Raw genomic sequence first — 17,022 nt, forward strand, 5'->3', positions numbered from 1 at the left:
CCCGCCGACCAGGCGCGCGACAGACCGGCCACATCGGACAAACGCCTCAGTTCACAGCGAATCATCCACAGCAGACATGTCCACAGCGGACACGGCCGCGGGGAAGACGGCGGCCGTGGAGACGTTGGCCCGCAACCGGCCGAGCAGTCCCACCAGGACCGCGGTCTCCCCGGCGCTCAGCCCGTCGCCGAGCCGCCCCTCGAACCCGCTGACCACCTCGCGCAGCCGGGTGAACAGCTCTTCCCCGCGCTGGGTGAGCACCACCTCGTGCGTCCGCCGGTTGCCCGGTGCCCGCCGCCGGGTCAGCAGCCCGTCGTCCTCCATGGTGTTGAGGTGGTGGGTGAGCGTCGCGCACTGGATGCCCACGGCCGACGCCAGTTCCCGCTGGGTGCCGATGTCCCTGGTCTTCACCGTCAGCAGCACCTGCCACACCGGCACGCTGCCGCCCACGGCCGACATCGCCTCGTCCATGGCCCTGCCGACCACTTTCGCGGTCTGCGCCAGGAACAACCCCAGCGGCCCGTGGCCGACCTCGTGCATGGGCCGAGAATAGGACGCCCGCCGCGCCGCCGCCAGCGATCAGGGCTGGGTCAGCGGCAACCACACCTGGAAGCGGGTGTTGCCCGGCTCCGAGTCGACCCGGATGTCGCCGTGGTGCTTGGCGACCACGATCCGCCACGAGATGTCCAGGCCGAGCCCGGTGCCCTCGCCGACCGGCTTGGTGGTGAAGAACGGCTCGAAGACCCGCCCCACCACCTCGGGCGGGATCCCGGCGCCGGTGTCGACGACCTCGACCAGGAGTCGGCCGTCGTGGTGCGATGTCCGGATCGTCAGCGTTCCGGCGCCGCCCATCGCGGCCAGCGCGTTGTCGATGAGGTTCGTCCACACCTGGTTCAGCTCGCCTGCGTACCCGGGCAGCGGCGGCACCGACCGGTCGTATTCCTTGTGGACGGTGACCGCGCCGACCTTGCCGCCCAGCATGACCAGGGTGGCGTCGAGCAGGTCGTGCACGTCGACCACCTGGAACGGCGCCCGGTCGAGCTGGGAGTACTGCTTGGCCGCGCCGAGCAGGGTCGACATCCGGGTGGTGGCGTCCTCGATCTCGTCCATCAGCGCCTCGGTCCCAACCGTGTAGGCCAGCCAGCGCACCGCGGGCTCCGCCGCGCCCGCCGGGCAACCGCCGACGGCCTTGGCCAGCCACTGCACGTCCAGGCCACCGGCCACCAGCGTGGGCGCAAGGTCCCAGCCGCCGGAGATGCCCTGGGACTCCAGCCAGTCCGCCAGTTCGTCCTCGCGGTCGCTGGAGTCCATCGGGGACAGTCGCGGAGCCTTGGCGACGCGCTCCACGGCCTCCTCCTGGAGCCGGACCATGGCGGGCAGCGTCGCCGCGTCGAGCGCGCCGGAGGCGAGCAGCGACAGCTTGTGCCGCATGCCCGCGACCCGCTCCCGCAGGGCCGCGGTCGCCCGGACCGCGGCGGCGGCCGGGTTGTTCAGCTCGTGGGTCAGCCCCGCGGTCAGCGAACCCAGCGCCAGCAGCCGTTCCCGCTGGCCGACGATCGCCTGGGTGGCCTGCATGCCCCAGAACAGGCCCTCCAGCAGGTGGATGCCCATCGGGAACCACGACCGCACGGCCGGGCCGAACTCGGCGGCGGGCAGCTGCAGCATCCGGACGTCGGTGACCGCGACGACGGTCATCAGGTAGATCCGCCGCGAGGTCACGTCGTCCTGCAGGTATGCCTGCGTGGCGCCGAAGTACGAGCCGCGGTGGTCGGTGCGGGAGATCTCCGCGCGCTCACCGCCGATGGTCCGCAGCAACGACACCGTGCCCTCCAGCAGGACGTAGAAGCACGTGGCCTCCGCGCCCTCGCTCAGGATCTCGGTGCCCGCCAGGTCGGTCTCCACCACGCCGTGCTCGGCCAGCCACGCCAACTGCTCGTCGTCGAGGCTCTCGAACAGGAACAGGCCGCGGATCTCCTCGGGTGTCATGCCTTCTCCAGGTACCTGTGCACGAGCGAGACCGCCATCGCGCCCTCGCCGACCGCGGAGGCGACCCGCTTGACCGACTCCGCCCGCACGTCACCGGCGACGAACACCCCGGGCAGGCTGGTCTCCAGGTGGTACGGGTCGCGGTCGAGGTCCCAGCCGGGTGGTCGGGCGCCATCGGTCACCAGGTCCGGGCCCGCCAGCACGAACCCGTTGCGGTCACGGGAAACAGTACCCTCCAACCAGTCCGTGCGCGGCGCGGCGCCGATGAACGCGAACAGCCAGGACGCGTCAACGGTCGTCGACTCACCAGTCGTGCTGTCCCGCAGCGTCAGGCTCTCCAGGTGGTCACCGCCGGTGCCGCCGACGACCTCGGTGCAGGTCAACACCTCGATGCACGGCACGTCGGCGATCTGGTCGATCAGGTACCGCGACATCGACCGGTCCAGTGAGTCGCCGCGCACCACCAGCACCACGCGCTTGGCGTGCCTGGCGAAGTACATCGCCGCCTGGCCCGCAGAGTTCGCGCCGCCGACGATGTAGACGTCCTGACCCGCGCACCCCGGCCCCTCGGTGGTCGCCGCGCCGTAGAACACGCCCCGGCCGGACAGGTCGTCGAGGCCGGGCGCCGCCAGCATCCGGTACGACACGCCGGTCGCCAGGATCACCGTGTGCGCGGCCAGTTCCGTGCCGTCGTCGAAGCGCACGACCCGCGCCGCGCCGCGCGGTTCCAGCGCCACCACCTGGCGCGTGGTCAGCATCTCCACCTCGAACTTGGCCGCCTGCCTGCGCGCCCGCTCGGTCAGCTGCTCGCCCGACACCCCGTCCGGGAACCCGAGGTAGTTCTCGATCCGGCTGCTGGTGCCCGCCTGCCCGCCGGTGGCCATCCGCTCCACCAGCACCGTGCGCAGACCCTCGGACCCGCCGTAGACCGCCGCGCCGAGCCCGGCCGGGCCGCCGCCGACCACGATCAGGTCGTAGAAGTCGGTCGCGGGCACCGTGCTCAGGCCGACCGTGGCGGCCAGTTGCGCGTCGGTGGGCTCCACCAGCGCCGCGCCGTCCTCGGTGACCACCACCGGCAGCCGCGTCCCGTCCTGCCCGGCCGCCGCCAGCAGCCGCTCGCCCTCGGCGTCCTCACCGAGCGCGAGCCAGCGGAACGGCACCGAGTTGCGGGCCAGGAAGTCGCGCACCTCATAGGACCGGCTCGACCAGCGGTGCCCCACCACCCGCACCTGCCGCGCGGGCTGCCGCGCCGCCGCCGTCCACGCCGCCAACTGCTCGTCGAGCACCGGGTACAGCTTCTGCGCAGGCGGGTCCCACGGTTTGAGCAGGTAGTGGTCCAGGTCGACGACGTTGATCGCCCGGATCGCGGCGTCGGTGTCGGCGTAAGCGGTCAGCAGCACCCTGCGGGCCAACGGGAACACCGCCATGGCCTGCTCCAGGAACTCGATCCCGGACATTCCCGGCATCCGGTAGTCCGCGAGCAGCACCGCGACCTCCTCGCCGCGCAACTTGATCTCCCGCACCGCTTCCAGCGCCTGCTCGCCCGACTCGGCCCGCACGATCCGCAACGCCGCGCCGTACTGGGCGCGCAGGTCCCGCGCGATCGACCTGGACACCCCGGGGTCGTCGTCGACGGTGATGATCGAGGCCCGCGGTGCCCGCGCGGTCGCGTCAGCAGTGGTCATGCCCCCAGTCAAGCACCAGGCCGGAGGTGCGCGGAAGCCACGACCCGAACGCCCCTTCACATTGTGTGAATGGCGATATCCCGACCTCGGGCCACGAGGCGCGGCGGTTGACGCACCCTGAGCGACCGGTGAAGGATTCCCGGCTGTCGGGGAAAATCGGATCCGCACAGCGGCGGAAACGCGGGGATTCGGGTGCCGCGGGTAACGCGGGCGTTCCGGTCCGCGATTGTCGCTTGGGGAATCCGGGCGAGTTCTGGGGGGTGGCGTGAGCGACCGCCGCGAACGGGTGTTGTCGAATCCGAGGCTGCTGCGGGCGATCGGGCACGAGTTGCGCACCGCGCGCGAGGATCGCGGGTGGACGCGGGCGCAACTGGTCGCCCGGCTCGACCTGGAGGTCCACTCGCAGACGATCGCGACGTACGAACTGGGCATCCGCCAGTGCACGCTGGCCCGGTTCGTCTCGATCTGCGAGGCACTCGGCATCCCGGCGCCGGAGGTGCTGGCGACCGCGCTGCGGCAGGCCGAGGTCCAGCCGCACCTGCTGGTCTGCTCGGTGGACCTGCGCGCGCTCGCCGCCGACCGGGCGCCGGAACTGCAACCCGTGCGCCGCTGGGCGCACCACCGCCTGAACACCGACCCCGGCGACGACGGCGTCGTCCACTTGGAACCCAAGGCGGTCGCCGAACTGGCCGTCTTCTGCGGACTGACCCATGTGGACCTCTTCGAGCGCCTCACCGCCCTGGCCACCGAGGCGGCGGAACCCCGCTAGTGGTAGTCCCACCACGCGAGCGCGGGCTGGGCGTTGACGACGATCAGCGTGAACACGACGAACACCATCACGGCAAACTTCTTGCGCACAGGCGAATGACCCCTCGGAGATAGCGCTCAGCAGCAGCACCCAGCCACGCGACGCGCCAGACGAAGATCCTTACCCGCCATCTTGGTCCACCCGTTCGAGTGAAGTCAACTCCCCCAGGCAACAAAAAACCCTCCGTTGCCTCCCCCGACGCCCACCACCCACCCAAGATCAACTCCGCGGCCGGGGCCCACCCTCCCGGGGGCCGGGGGCCCATTCCTGAAAGTATCGAACCTGGTCGCTTGTCAATAGGGGGCAGGCCGAGGCTGTGGATGGCTTGAAGGGTTGTGGATGAAGGCGGAGCACAGGCACTCCGCGGCAGCGCCAAGGGCGTCGGTAGACCCTGGTTTGCCCCCACGGCATCCGGCTACCGCTCATGATCAACTCTGCGGCCGGGGCCCGCCCTCCCGGGGGCCGGGGCCCATTCCTGAACGTATCGGACCTGGTGGTTTGTCAATAGAGGTCTGGCCGAGGTTGTGGATGGTTGGAAGGGTTGTGGATGAAGGTGGAGCGCAGGCACTCCGCGGCAGCACCAAGGGCGTCGATGGACCCCGGGTTGCCCCCACGGCACCCCGTCACCCATCCAAGATCAACTCCGCGGCCGGGGCCCGCCCTCCCGGGGGCCGGGGGCCCATTCCTGAACGTATCGAAGCTGGTGGTTTGTCAATAGGGGGCCGGTAGAGGTTGTGGATGGTTCGAAGGGTTGTGGATAGAGGGAACTGCAGGAGCTCCGCGGCTGGCGTTGGTCACTGCCGGGCTATGCCGATGGCGTCCCGGGCTGTTGCCCCACCGCATGGACGTGCTGTTCAACGGTGCGCGACGGCCGGTTCGGGGAGCGGCGGCGTGGGCGATGTTGCGCTGAACGGGGAAGGTCAGGGGCGGGGGATCTTGGCCAGTACCGCTTGGTGGTGGGCCGCGTTGCCCATCAGGTCGTACAGGGCCGCCGAGTCTCGCCAGGCCGTGTGAGCCTGTGGGGTTCGGCCCTGCCCGACCAGGACGTCGCCGAGGAGGTCGAGTGCTCTGGCGTGGGTTGGCAGGTCGTGCACTCGGTCGGCCAGGTTGATCGCGCGTCTTGCCAGTGTCTCGGCCGCGGCGGGGGCGCCCCTGGCGTGTTCGACCTCGGTCAGGGCGACCAGCGTGGCGACGACGATCACCGAGTCCCTGGCTTCCTCGGCCGTGCGCAGCGCCGCCTCGCCGTACGCCGCGGCCTCCGGGAAGCGGCCGCGGGCGCGCCACACCGCGCAGATCCCGGCCAGCACACTCGCCCTTGCCGACTCGTCGCCGCCCGCCACCGCGAGTCGTTCCGCCTCGCGCAGCGCGGTCAGCGCGTGGCCGTGCCTGCCCGCGGCCAGCAGTGCGTCGCCCAGCGCGTGCAGCGTCCACCGCTTGCCTTGACCGTCGTGGCCGCGTTCGGCGAATCCGAGGCTCTCGTTGAGCAACCCGATGGCGCGAGCGGCGTCGCCGAGGTGCAGTGCGAGCCTGCCCAGGTGGAACCGGATCACGCCCTGGCCGCGCACGTTCCCGGTCGCGTCGGCGAACTCCCGTGCGCGCAGCAGGGCGCGTTCGGCGTCCGCGAACCGACCCAGCGTGAGGTAGGCGAGCCCGAGGTCCGCCAGCGAGGACGCCTCCGCCTCGGCGTTCCCGTCTCGCCGCGCGGATTCGACCGCGATCTCCCTGGCCAGCCCGCACTCCTCGTGGTGGCCGTTGCGTTGCAGGTACCGGCTGGCCGCGTGCGGCAACCGCCAGGCGTACCCGTGGTGGCCCGCGTGGGCGGCGAACACCATGGCGGCCATGAGGTTCACCTGCTCGGCCGCGAACCACTCACGTGCGGACTCCGCGTCGGCGAACCGGCTCGGCAGCACCAAGGGCTCGGGCGGCAGCGGCGGGCCGGTGGAGTGTCCGGGGTAGAGGATGTCGTGGGCGGCGATTGCGGATCCCAAGTAGTAAGCCAAGATCCGGCGTTCCACGGCGCGACGGTGGGCAGGTGGATCGTCGGAGTGTGCGATGCGGTGGGCGCACTCCCGGATGAGGTCGTGGAATCTGAACCGATCTCCGTTGCACTCCAACAGGTTTGCCTCGACCAAAGTGGACAGTGCACCGCTCGGATCGCCCCCGCCCCAGCAGGCCCGTGCCGCGGACGCGCTGAACTCGCTGCCGGGATGAGCGCCGAGCGCGCGGAAGAGGTCGCGCGCGGGCGGCGGGAGCGCGCGGTAGGACCACGTGAACAAGGTCTGCGGTGAGGTGTCGCCATCAGCGTCGATGCCCAGTTCCAGCAGCAGGCGCCGGGGCGGGACCGAGCCGCGCCGCAGCCGGTACTCGGCGACGTGCCCGCCGACCACGGCGATCACCAGCGGCAGGCCGCCGCACAGCCGGACCACCTCGGCGCGCAGCCCGGCGTCGTCGCGCCCGAGGCGGGTGCCGAGCAGGGTCGTCGACTCCGCGGGCGACAGCGGCCCGACCTGGACGCGCCGCGCGTCGAGCGCGGTCAGCGCGGTGCGGCTGGTCACCACCACCAGGCACTCGGCAAGCAACGGCACCAGGGGACGCACCTGCTCGGCGTCGCGGGCGTTGTCGAGCACGACGAGCGGGTGCCTGCTCGCCAGCACCCGGCGCAGCGCCGCGGCGCGGACCGGGGGAGTCGCGGAACTGTCCGGTTTCTCGCCGAGACCGGCCAGCAGTTCGTCGACGACCGCGGCGGGGGAAGCGGGTGGCTGCCCGGAATGGCCCGCCAGGTCGACGAACAGGCCGCCGTCGGGGAAGTGGGCGCGGACCCGGTGTCCCCAGTGGACGGCCAGCGCGGTCTTGCCGACACCGGGCATCCCCTCGAGCACGACGACTCCCCGCCCGGCCTGCACCGCCGCGTCGAGCGCCGCCAGTTCTGTTGTCCTGCCGACGAAGTCGGTCACGTCGCGGGGCAGCTGCCTCGGCTTGTGGTGCGGCGGTGCCGACGGGCCGCCCGCGACCAGTGACTCGTGGTGGCGCAGCAGGTGCTCGGCGGCCTGGTCATCGCCGTCGGCGCGCAGTGAACCGCGTACGGCCAGGCAGTACTCACCCGCTTCCTCGACCCGGCGCAGCGCGTGCAGGACCACCAGTCGCAGTGTGTGCAACGCGAGGCTGTCGCGGTGCTCGGGCAGCAGGACGTCCAACAGCGCCAACGCCTCGTCACCCCGACCGAGGTCCACCAGGGCGCGCAGGTGGGTGCTGTGCGCGGGGATCAGTTCCTCGCGCTCGAACCGGGCCCGCCAGGCCATCGCGTCCGGCGATCGCAAGTCCTCCAGCGGCTTTCCCCGGCTCAGCCGCAGCGCCCGGTCGGACAGCCGCGCGGCCCCCGCGTGGTCGCCCCGCACGGCGTGCTCCCGCGCGGTCGTGGCCAGTTCGCGGAACTGGAAGTAGTCGATGGCGGAGCGGTCGGTGTCGAGCCGGTAGGTACCTCGGTCGCCGCGCAGGCTCGCCGGCACCGGCAACTGCTTGAGCAGCCTGCGGATCCGGGTCGCGTAGACGTCGAGGGTCGCGGCGGTGTTGCTCGGCCTGCGCTGCTCGTCGCCCCACACCCAGCGCGCCAGGGCCGCGGCCGCGAGCGCCCCGCCGGGTGCCACCAGCAACGCGGCCAGCATCGCCCTCGGTTTGGCAGGCGCCCACCGCGCGTCCAACTCCCCGTCGAGCCGCAGCGCCGTCGAACCGAGCACCCCGAACGCCGCCTCCACCACCCCACCCCCGCCCTGGATTTCCCCGGATCCGGCGCCGCCCGCGCGCGGGTCGATTGTGCGTTGGTTCGGGAATCGAGTGTAGTGAGTGGCGAACCCGTTCCGCAGCGCCATTCTCGCCGTTGTCAGCCGCATGGTGCAGCGATTGTGCGGAAAGCGGACCGCGCTTCCAACATTCGGTCTACTCCGTTGGTTCCGCGCTGTCCGGCTTTTGGCACCCGCGTTCGGCGGGAAACGTGAAACACCGGATCGGGCGGGCCAACGCTGGGTTTGCCGACATCGCCCCGGGTTGGCAAGCGGTCGAACCGGTCATTCCGGCCGGTGTGACGGACAGGTCATTGCCGTGGGGCAACCGTTTTGCTTAGCATGGCTAAGTGACACGGACCGAGCGCGCGGCGGGGCCGCGCTACAAGTGGATCGCGCTGTCGAACACGACGCTGGGGATGCTGATCGCCACCATCAACTCCTCGATCGTGCTGATCGCGCTGCCGGACATCTTCGCCGGGATCGGCATCGACCCGCTCGACCCGGCCAACACCGGCTACCTGCTGTGGATGATCATGGGCTTCCTGGTGGTCACCGCCGTGCTGGTGGTCGGTTTCGGCCGCCTCGGCGACATGTTCGGCCGGGCCAGGATGTACACGCTGGGCTTCGCGGTGTTCACCGTCTCTTCGGTCCTGCTCGCCCTCACCTGGTTCACCGGGGACGCCGCCGCGCTCTGGCTCATCGGCTGGCGGGTCGTGCAGGGCGTCGGCGGCGCGTTCCTGATGGCCAACTCCTCGGCGATCCTCACCGACGCCTTCCCGGCGCACCAGCGCGGCATGGCCCTGGGCATCAACGGGGCGGCGGCGATCTCCGGCTCGTTCCTCGGCCTGGTCGTCGGCGGGGTGCTCGCGCCGGTGAACTGGAACCTGGTGTTCCTGGTGTCGGTCCCGTTCGGGCTGGTCGGCACCGTGTGGGCGTACCTGCGGCTGCACGACACGGGGGTGCGCGGGCACGCGCCGATGGACTGGTGGGGCAACCTCACCTTCGCCGTCGGCCTGGTCGCGGTCCTGGTCGGCATCACCTACGGCATCCAGCCCTACGGCCACTCGCAGACCGGCTGGGGCAGCCCGTTCGTGCTCTCGTGCCTGCTCGGCGGGGTCGCGGTGCTCGGGGTGTTCGTGCTGGTGGAGCGCCGGGTCGCCAGCCCGCTGTTCGACCTGTCGCTGTTCCGGTCGCGGTCGTTCGCCTGGGGCAACGTCGCCAACTTCGCGGCGTCGCTGGGGCGCGGCGGGCTGCAGTTCGTGCTGATCGTGTGGTTGCAGGGCATCTGGCTGCCGCAGCACGGGTACAGCTACGAGCAGACCCCGCTGTGGGCGGGCATCTACATGGTCCCGATGACCGTGGGCTTCCTGCTCTCGGCGCCCGCGTCCGGCATCTTGTCCGACCGCGTCGGCAGCAGGATGCTCGCGACGACCGGGATGCTGCTCACCGCGTTGTCGTTCGGGCTGCTGATAGCGCTACCGGTCGACTTCCCGTACCTGGCGTTCGCGGCCGTTCTCGTACTCAACGGCGTGGGGATGGGCATGTTCTCTTCGCCTAACCGCGCTGAGGTCATGAACAGCCTGCCCGCACACACCCGGGGCTCTGGCTCGGGGATGATGACGACCTTCCAGAACACCGCGATGGTCCTGTCCATCGGCTTCTTCTTCAGCCTGATCGTCGTCGGTTTCGCGGGCAGCCTGCCGGAGGCACTACGCACCGGCTTGCAGGCGCACGGCGTGTCCGCTGCCTCCGCCGACCAGGTCGCGTCGCTTCCCGCCGTGGCGGTGCTGTTCGCGGCCTTCCTCGGTTACAACCCGATCCGGCAGCTCCTAGGCGACCAGCTCACGAGCCTGCCGCCGGACCAGGCCGCGTACCTGACCGGCCGCGGGTTCTTCCCGAGCCTCATCTCCGGGCCGTTCTCCACCGGTCTCGCGATCGCCTTCGGTAGCGCTATCGCGTTGTGCCTGGTCGGGGCGGTCGCGTCGTGGTTGTGCGGGTCGGTGGCGCGCGCCGAGCCGGTCGGTGTCGGGCTGGCCGCGGCGGCGGGGGAGCGGGTCGGGTAGTCCACTGTGGAGCACCAAGGGAGTCCATCGTCGCGGGGGCCGATGGTGTGACGGTCGAGCGGTTGACAGGGGGTTGGTCAAGGTTCGACGCCTATCGGGTGATGTCGGCGGCCGCGTATACCGGGAGCGATATGTCCCGCTAATCACGGTTAGCGCATCCACTGATAGGAGGAGAACGTGGCCCGAACCCCGATCGTTGTGCTCGCCCTTGCCCTCGCGGCAGGCGGTGCGATGTTCGGCCCTGCGTGGGTCTCGTCCGAACCCCAGGCGACCGCGGCGCAAGCCCCCGCCGCACCCGCGTCCGGCGCGATGAAGGTCGGCGAGGAGACCGTCCTCGGCAGCACCGTCGCCTACGCGGGCACCGACCGGCAGGAGATCAAGCAGCCGGGAGCGAGCTACATCAAGGTCCACTTCGAATCGCTGCGACTGGCGGGCGGTGACTTCGTGACCGTCGCCGACCCGACCGGGCGCGAGGTCCACACCTACCACGGTGACCCCACCGCCGGTGCGGCGCGCGCGGGCGACAGCGACTTCACCCGACACGGCCGCAAGGGCTTCGCTGCGATGTCGATCGACGGTGACACCGCTGTCGTGACCCTGCACAAGTCCTCGGCGCGTACGGCGGAAGCGACTCGCGGCCTCGGCTTCAAGGTCGACCGCTACTGGCGCGGTTACTCACCTGAGGAAGTCAGGGCCAACAACGGAGCTCTGCCTGGCCAACAGCCTGCTCATCAGGTCGCGGTCGTCGGCCTGCGTGGCCCAGTGCAGGCCGCACGTGTACCAGAACTGGGCCGTCGGGTAGTCCGCGCCGTCGAACCGCGCCCACCCCGCTAGTTGCGCGAACCGGGCCGCCAGGCGGGGTAGGCCGGGAGCCGTTGACGCTGCCTGCCATTGCACGACCGTGCGCGTGTAGTGCTCCAGCGGTACCACTAGGTCTCGGCCGCCCAGTTGAGAGCCGACCGCGTGATACGCGCCTAAGAGGGCTTCCATCGCCTCTGGCGCTGTCGGGCTCGACGGTGTTGATGGCGCTACCGGCTCGGTTTGTCTAGGGCCCTCTTGACGTTCACGCTCGACCAACGGCCAGAGCGCGGCCAGCTCCCCGCCGGTGTCGAGCACGCGGTCCGCCCGGTCGGGCAGGTCCGGTGGGGGCCACCGGTCGCCGCTCTCGACCTTGCTCAGGTGGGAGTCCCCGTAGCCGAGCCGAGCACCGAGCTCGGTCTGGGACATCCCCCGCGCGCGCCGCCAGTGGCGCAACCGCCAGCCGAAATAGGCACGCAAAGACCCCGCGGGCTGCAGTCGCCGCGACATGCCCCGTCCTCCTCGCTCCGTACGCCCGCCCGAGGGTCCGACCAGCATGGTGGGTCCGCGTGGCGCCGGACAAGGCTCGTGGGCCGCGGCGGGGGCGATGCCAATTACCGGATTTGTCGGGAACCACCCCGGGCCCCGGGGCGTTGGGACGGCATGGGCTGGTTGTGGGCGATGAGCCTCCCGGGTGTCGTCGTGCTGCTGGTCGTCCTGGCCGCCCTCGAGCGGTTCGGCCTCTGGGCCCACGAACGGAGCTGGCTGCCCTGGCGCCGCTCCCGCACCGGCACCCCCATCTCCGCCGCCGGTTTCGACGAACTCGGCGCCGCCTTCTCCGGCGCCAAGCGCGACGAGGTCGAATACCGCAAAACCGAACTCATGCTCCGCGACGACTCCGACGACGGCGCCCCACCCCGAACCACCGTCGACCTCGACGGCTTCGGCGTCCGGGTGGTCTTACCCCCGAAGTCCTGACCCGACCTCAGCCCGCCGCGGGCTTCTCGAAGTGCTGGAAGTCGATGGGTGTCGTCCAGTAGCCGCCCCAGTCCCAGCCGCGCCGTTCGAAGGCGCGCACGGTGGCGTCACCTGCGTGGATCAGGCCCGGGTCGGTGCGGGTCCGATCGACGTAAGGGGCGCCGTTGGGCGGGTAGACGGCCCCGGAGCCGGAGATGTAAGGGTTGAGGACGGGGTTGATGTCGATCGCCCTGCCATAAGAGTGATTCGACCACTCCGTGCCGCCGGTGATGGGGCGGCAGTTGAACGCCGAGGTGTTGTTCGCGGCCATCGACTTGTCGTCATCGGCGTCGTACTTCTCCACCGTCACCATCCGCTCTATGGGGTACTTGGCGCGGTAAAGCTCACCGAACACCTTCGCCACCTCACCGGCGACCTCCTTGGCCACAACCAGTTCACCCAGGTGCACCCGCCCATCGAGCCCGACGACGGTAAGGGTGATCAGTCGCAACCCTTCCGGCCCCACCGGGCAACCCGGACGCCAACTCTTACCCAGCCGCTTCTCCGTCACCGGCCAGATCACCGCGACGTACGGCAGGCCCGCGGTAGGGCCAACTGCGGGAGTTGCAGCTGCCTGGCTGGTGCCACTGATAGTGCTGCCCACGAGTAGAAGTGCTGCCAGCAGAACGCGCATCGCTTCCCACCTCCGGCAACGAGTCTAGTGGGTCGCGCAATGTCCTTAGAGGACACAAGTGGGTCCGATGGCCTCTTGTCCCGCACCGAAGGTCCCGGTCACCGCGGGACCTCGGGTGGCTGTGCTGCGCTGCTCCCGTCCATAGCGTGGGTGTCGTAGTCCACCGTGAACAGGAGATGCCGACCATGAGCACCCCCCTTCCCGTGCTGGCCGTGGTCGACGGCTCCCAGTCCGCTCTTGCCGCGTTGCGGTGGGCCGCTGGGGAGGCCGCGCGCCGTGGGGTGGCGTTGAGAGTGGTCTCGGTCTATCCGTGGCCGCTGACCGGTTATCCCGAGGCGCTCGTCGTCCAGCACGACCTCCGTGACGGGTTGCGCGCGCAGGCGGTGGCGAACCTCGACGAGGCTGTTGCGGTCGCTGCTGAGATCGCGCCGGGGGTCGAGGTGCGGGTGAGTGCGCTGGAGGGGGACGTTGTCGGGTGTTTGCGGGTGGCGAGCGAGGACGCCGCCGTTCTGGTGTTGGGGTCGCGGGGGCTCGGTGGGTTTTCCGGACTGCTCCTGGGGTCGACCGCGGTCGCGTTAGTGGCGCACGGGCATTGCCCTACCGTCGTCGTGCGGGGTGAGGACAACGGGCCGCACGGGCGGATCCTGGTAGGGATCGACGGTGGGGATACCGATGACGCCGCGCTGGGGTTTGCCTACGAGCGCGCGGGCACCACGGGCGAGACGGTGGTCGTAGTGCACGCGTGGGGGAGTGGGATCGCGGACGCTGTCGGGTTCGCTGCTCTTGACTGGACGCTGGTGGCCGAGGCCGCCGATGCCCTGGTCGCTGAGCGGGTGGCGCCGTGGCGGGCCAAGTTCCCCGATGTCGAGGTCGAGGCGGTGGTGGTCCGGGATCGGCCCGCTCGCGCGCTGCTGGACCGGTCCGCCGAGGCCGACCTGGTCGTGGTCGGGTCGCGGGGGCGCGGTGGGTTCGCGGGACTGGTGCTCGGGTCGACGAGTCAGGTGCTGGTGCGGCACTCGGCCAGCCCGGTGGCCATTGTCCGTGTCTGACGGGTCTTAGTGGGTGATGCGGTGTGCCCGGCCGGGATGACCTGGCCGGGCACACTTGCGTCTACCAGTCGACGACGTCCGATAGGAGTCGGCGAGGTGTTCGGGGGACAGGAGTGCTGCCCGGGATAGGGAGGCCGACGCGGAGGATCAACTGGGGGGCCAGTTCGCCGCCTAGGATCTGGCGTTGAAGGAGGCCGCGAGTGTGGCGTACCTCGATCGGTTGGCTTACCGGGCAAGACACAAGTCGTAGCGAGGTAGCGGTAAGAGTCACCGCTGACGTTGCCTCGCCGGTCTGGAGCCAGGACAGCCGGTCGTCACAAGGGGTTCCCAGCACCAGAAGCGTTCCAGCGCCACCGTTGGGCGAGGTCTGAGCCAGCCGGGGGACGGTGAAGCGTCGCGTGATGAGGTCGCCGAAACGCGTCTCGGTAGGACTGTTCGCGGCTGGAACACCGTCAGGAGAGGCGAATCTGCCGGTCCACAGCGCCAACTCGCTCAGGTAGGCGCTATCCGCCAGTTGTGTCGCATTGGCTTCCGCGACGTAAGCCGCAAGATCCGACGGCCGCAATGCCTTCACTCTGACGCTGCCCGCCGCCTCCGCCAACTGCGCAAGGTAGGGCTCACTGACTTCCTCGGGCGCATACGCTCGACGGTCACTACGACGCTGAGTGATCGCCGCGGCAAGGACAAGGTCAGCCTGGCCAGGCACAGTCGGCACTACCTCGACCGCCGCCAGGTGCTCAGGGGTACCGGGGCTGGGCAGCCGGTGAACCCGCGCGGACCACCCGAACCCGGCCAGCGCCACGACCAGGTGGTGCAACGCCGCGCCGCAGCTGATGACCAGGTCACGGCCATCGGGGTCGGTGGCGGGCAACCGGCGCTCGGGGTCGGCGAACAGGTGGATCGACGAGCGCCCGACCCGCCACCGCCACGGCTGCGTGTTGTGCACCGACGGCGCGCAGCACGCCAGCCGCACCGCCGTCAGCACGGTGTCCCGGTCCGGGAAGCCCGTCCGCCCCGCCGTCATCGCGTCCCGCCCGCTGTCATCGCGCCCCGTCCTCACCGTCGGCAGGACTCCAGCCTTCGGCACGGCGGGGTACCCGCCCCAGAGCGGGAGGTCCCGACCCAGGAGGGACCTACGGGTGCTGCGATTCAGTGGATCGGCAGGTCAGAGCGGGTTTCCGTTCCACTTCCACGCGGTGAGCCTCGGCCGTCCCGGCAGCTCGATCCGCCCGGTGCACCACTGCAGCGCCCGCCACCCGCCCACCTCGTGCGGCGCGTACCGGAACAGCCGCGCCAGCACCCGGTCGCACAGGTCGTCCGGCGGGTCCCAGGCCAGCCCGAGGCCCTCGGCGATGTCGGAGCCGTGCACGATCGTCTCCACGACCCCCATCCCGGCGAACCCCTCGGCGTCCGACTCGCCGTAGGTGTGGTGCGCCAACGCGGTCGGGTTCGCGGTCGTGGTGATCGAGGACAAGATGGTCCCGCACGCCTCTAGGACCTGCATCAACCCATCGGTGCCCGCGGCTCGTTCGGCGAAGATGATGTTGGCAGGGCCACCCTCGCGCCTCGGCGCCCAGTCGAAGGCGACCGCGGTGGTCGGGGGAACGCGCGTGGCCAGTTGACCCGCGTAGTAGAAGAGGCAGTCGGCGATGTGCTCGACGGTCTCCCAGCATGTCCACTCCAAGGACCCGGCCTGGTTGTCCCACTGCTCAACGGGCACCTTGCCGAAGACCGAGATAGCGAACCGGACAGCGTCATCGACGTCGGTGGGCGTAAGAGGCCCCGGGTGTGTGTTAGGCATCGACGCAGACTAACCACGGTCACGCGCTGGAGTCGTCCGATTTTGACGGGCCGGCAACTGGGATCGTGAATCAGCGCGATCCGGACAACCCGGGTGGCGCCGCGTTCCGTCCAGAGGGCATGCGCACACGACTGCTGACACCGACGCTGGTCGCCCTGCTCGCCCTCGCGGGATGCGCCCAGGGCGGGACGACCCCGGCCGGCCAGGCGCCCCCGCCAGCCGACGGGCCCACCCCCGCGGGCAAGACGTTCACCGCGAACTCCGCGATGGACAAGGGCACCCCGCACGCGCTGGTCCCCGGTTCCACCGTGAGTCTCTCCTTCGAGGACAACCGGCTGACCGCGACCGCGGGCTGTAACTCCATCGGGGGAACGGTGTCCTTCTCCGGTGGCACACTGCAACCGGGCGAGCTGAGCATCACCGAGATGGCCTGCGACGCCCCGCTGCACGACCAGGACAAGTGGCTGGCCGCCTTCCTGCAGGCCAAGCCCACCTGGCGCCTCGACGGCGACAAGCTGACCCTCAGGTCGGCGGAGACGGAGCTGGCGTTGGCAGTACCCAAGAAGGCCGACCTCGCAGGCCCCAAGTGGACCGTCGAGTCCCTCCTGGCCGCGGAGACCGCCACCTCCACCCCCAACACCTCGACGGCGTCGCTCACCTTCACCGCCACCACGGTCGCCATCGAGACCGGCTGCAACTCGGGCACCGCCAACTACACGGTCCAGGGCAAGACCCTCAGGTTCGACCCCCCACTCCTGACCAAGATGGCCTGCGCCGACGGCTCCTCCGAGGTCGAGAACGCCATCATCGCCGCCCTCGGCCAAGCCACCACCTACACCATCGAAGCCCAATCCCTCACCCTCACCAACGGCGACAAGGGCCTGGTCCTGCGCGCTTCCAGCTAGGCCAAGACCCGCTCGGCAAACGCGCACCAGACGACTCGTGTCCGGTGCGCGTTTGCCGTCGTCCGGCCGGTTCCCGCGGCACTGCTGGCGCCGTACGGTCGAGGTGGAACTGATCATCGGGTGACAGGAGTGGGCGCGATGGCACAGCGGTGGGAAGCGGATCGCGAGGCGGGGTTCGGCAGGCGGTTGGGCAAGTCGGCGGCGGAGCTCGGGCTGTCGGACAACAACCCGTCCTGCCCGGATGTCTGGGAGTTGGACAACGGTGACGTGGTGGTCATCGGCCGGGACCTGACCGAGCACTACACGGCGCGGTTGCCCGACGGCGTCAGCGTCGGGTCCGACGAGCGGTTGGTCGTCATCCCGCGGGCCACCATCCTGGCCGCGAAGGACGACCTGGTCTGACCTCGGTGTGGGCCACCGGGTCGCGCAGGCCCGGTGGCCCGTCAGGGCTAAGTGGACGGTGGGTGAGGTCACAGGCGTTGGGGGTGGGTCGGCGG

At 70.5% G+C, this 17,022-nt stretch carries 14 protein-coding genes and 1 pseudogene; 7 read left to right on the forward strand and 8 right to left on the reverse strand.

Features of this window, described 5'->3' with window-relative positions; genetic code table 11:
- Window positions 1-51: 51 nt before the first annotated feature.
- From CLV68_RS26195 to CLV68_RS26205, 3 genes are read right to left on the reverse strand one after another with little or no spacing between them, the layout of a single operon-like run.
- Complete coding sequence (locus tag CLV68_RS26195; RefSeq protein WP_121393563.1) at window positions 52-540, reverse strand: MarR family winged helix-turn-helix transcriptional regulator; 489 nt, start codon at window positions 538-540, stop codon at window positions 52-54.
- Between the two features lie 39 nt (window positions 541-579).
- Window positions 580-1,986, reverse strand: coding sequence for an ATP-binding protein (locus tag CLV68_RS26200; RefSeq protein ID WP_121393564.1), 1,407 nt, complete (start codon window positions 1,984-1,986; stop codon window positions 580-582).
- On the reverse strand, window positions 1,983-3,671 hold the full coding sequence (locus CLV68_RS26205; protein ID WP_121393565.1) for an NAD(P)/FAD-dependent oxidoreductase: 1,689 nt from the start codon (window positions 3,669-3,671) through the stop codon (window positions 1,983-1,985). Before CLV68_RS26205 ends, CLV68_RS26200 begins: the two co-directional genes overlap by 4 nt.
- Window positions 3,672-3,936: 265 nt before the next feature.
- Here CLV68_RS26205 and CLV68_RS26210 point away from each other — a divergent pair, with 265 nt between their 5' ends.
- Window positions 3,937-4,440, forward strand: coding sequence for a helix-turn-helix domain-containing protein (locus CLV68_RS26210; RefSeq protein WP_246010116.1), 504 nt, complete (start codon window positions 3,937-3,939; stop codon window positions 4,438-4,440).
- 959 nt (window positions 4,441-5,399) lie between these two features.
- Here the strand turns inward: CLV68_RS26210 and CLV68_RS26215 are convergent.
- Entirely contained in the window at window positions 5,400-8,231 is a 2,832-nt protein-coding gene (locus tag CLV68_RS26215) for an ATP-binding protein (protein WP_170224588.1), read from the reverse strand.
- Between the two features lie 443 nt (window positions 8,232-8,674).
- Here CLV68_RS26215 and CLV68_RS26220 point away from each other — a divergent pair, with 443 nt between their 5' ends.
- On the forward strand, window positions 8,675-10,321 hold the full coding sequence (locus CLV68_RS26220) for an MFS transporter (protein WP_121393737.1): 1,647 nt from the start codon (window positions 8,675-8,677) through the stop codon (window positions 10,319-10,321).
- A 177-nt stretch (window positions 10,322-10,498) separates the two neighbouring features.
- Window positions 10,499-11,155 carry a hypothetical protein gene (locus CLV68_RS35440; RefSeq protein ID WP_246010117.1) on the forward strand — a complete coding sequence of 219 codons (657 nt, stop codon included), beginning with the start codon at window positions 10,499-10,501 and terminating at the stop codon, window positions 11,153-11,155.
- A gap of 261 nt (window positions 11,156-11,416) precedes the next feature.
- On the opposite strand, the pseudogene CLV68_RS36050 reads toward CLV68_RS35440, so the two are convergent.
- Window positions 11,417-11,677, reverse strand: a pseudogene (locus CLV68_RS36050) (helix-turn-helix domain-containing protein); the annotation flags it as partial.
- A gap of 123 nt (window positions 11,678-11,800) precedes the next feature.
- Between CLV68_RS36050 and CLV68_RS26235 the strand changes: the two are divergent.
- Window positions 11,801-12,097 (forward strand): DUF6191 domain-containing protein, encoded by a 297-nt coding sequence (locus CLV68_RS26235; protein WP_211346769.1) that lies wholly within the window; start codon window positions 11,801-11,803, stop codon window positions 12,095-12,097.
- 7 nt (window positions 12,098-12,104) lie between these two features.
- Here CLV68_RS26235 and CLV68_RS26240 read toward each other — a convergent pair whose 3' ends face one another.
- Window positions 12,105-12,770, reverse strand: coding sequence for a M15 family metallopeptidase (locus CLV68_RS26240; RefSeq protein WP_121393569.1), 666 nt, complete (start codon window positions 12,768-12,770; stop codon window positions 12,105-12,107).
- A gap of 185 nt (window positions 12,771-12,955) precedes the next feature.
- Here CLV68_RS26240 and CLV68_RS26245 point away from each other — a divergent pair, with 185 nt between their 5' ends.
- Window positions 12,956-13,819, forward strand: a complete 864-nt coding sequence (locus tag CLV68_RS26245; RefSeq protein WP_121393738.1) for a universal stress protein — start codon at window positions 12,956-12,958, stop codon at window positions 13,817-13,819.
- A gap of 61 nt (window positions 13,820-13,880) precedes the next feature.
- On the opposite strand, the gene CLV68_RS26250 is transcribed toward CLV68_RS26245, so the two are convergent.
- A complete protein-coding gene (locus CLV68_RS26250) occupies window positions 13,881-14,879 on the reverse strand; it encodes an Acg family FMN-binding oxidoreductase (protein WP_246010118.1) in 999 nt (332 codons plus the stop codon).
- A 105-nt stretch (window positions 14,880-14,984) separates the two neighbouring features.
- Window positions 14,985-15,620: a DinB family protein gene (locus CLV68_RS26255; protein WP_121393571.1), complete on the reverse strand. Its 636-nt coding sequence runs from the start codon at window positions 15,618-15,620 to the stop codon at window positions 14,985-14,987.
- Window positions 15,621-15,739: 119 nt separating this feature from the next.
- On the opposite strand from CLV68_RS26255, the gene CLV68_RS26260 reads away from it, so the two are divergent.
- Window positions 15,740-16,525 (forward strand): META domain-containing protein, encoded by a 786-nt coding sequence (locus CLV68_RS26260; RefSeq protein WP_121393572.1) that lies wholly within the window; start codon window positions 15,740-15,742, stop codon window positions 16,523-16,525.
- A 138-nt stretch (window positions 16,526-16,663) separates the two neighbouring features.
- Entirely contained in the window at window positions 16,664-16,927 is a 264-nt protein-coding gene (locus CLV68_RS26265) for a hypothetical protein (protein WP_121393739.1), read from the forward strand.
- The last annotated feature ends 95 nt before the right edge of the window (window positions 16,928-17,022 follow it).

The organism is Actinokineospora cianjurensis, from assembly GCF_003663795.1.
Lineage (GTDB): Bacteria > Actinomycetota > Actinomycetes > Mycobacteriales > Pseudonocardiaceae > Actinokineospora > Actinokineospora terrae.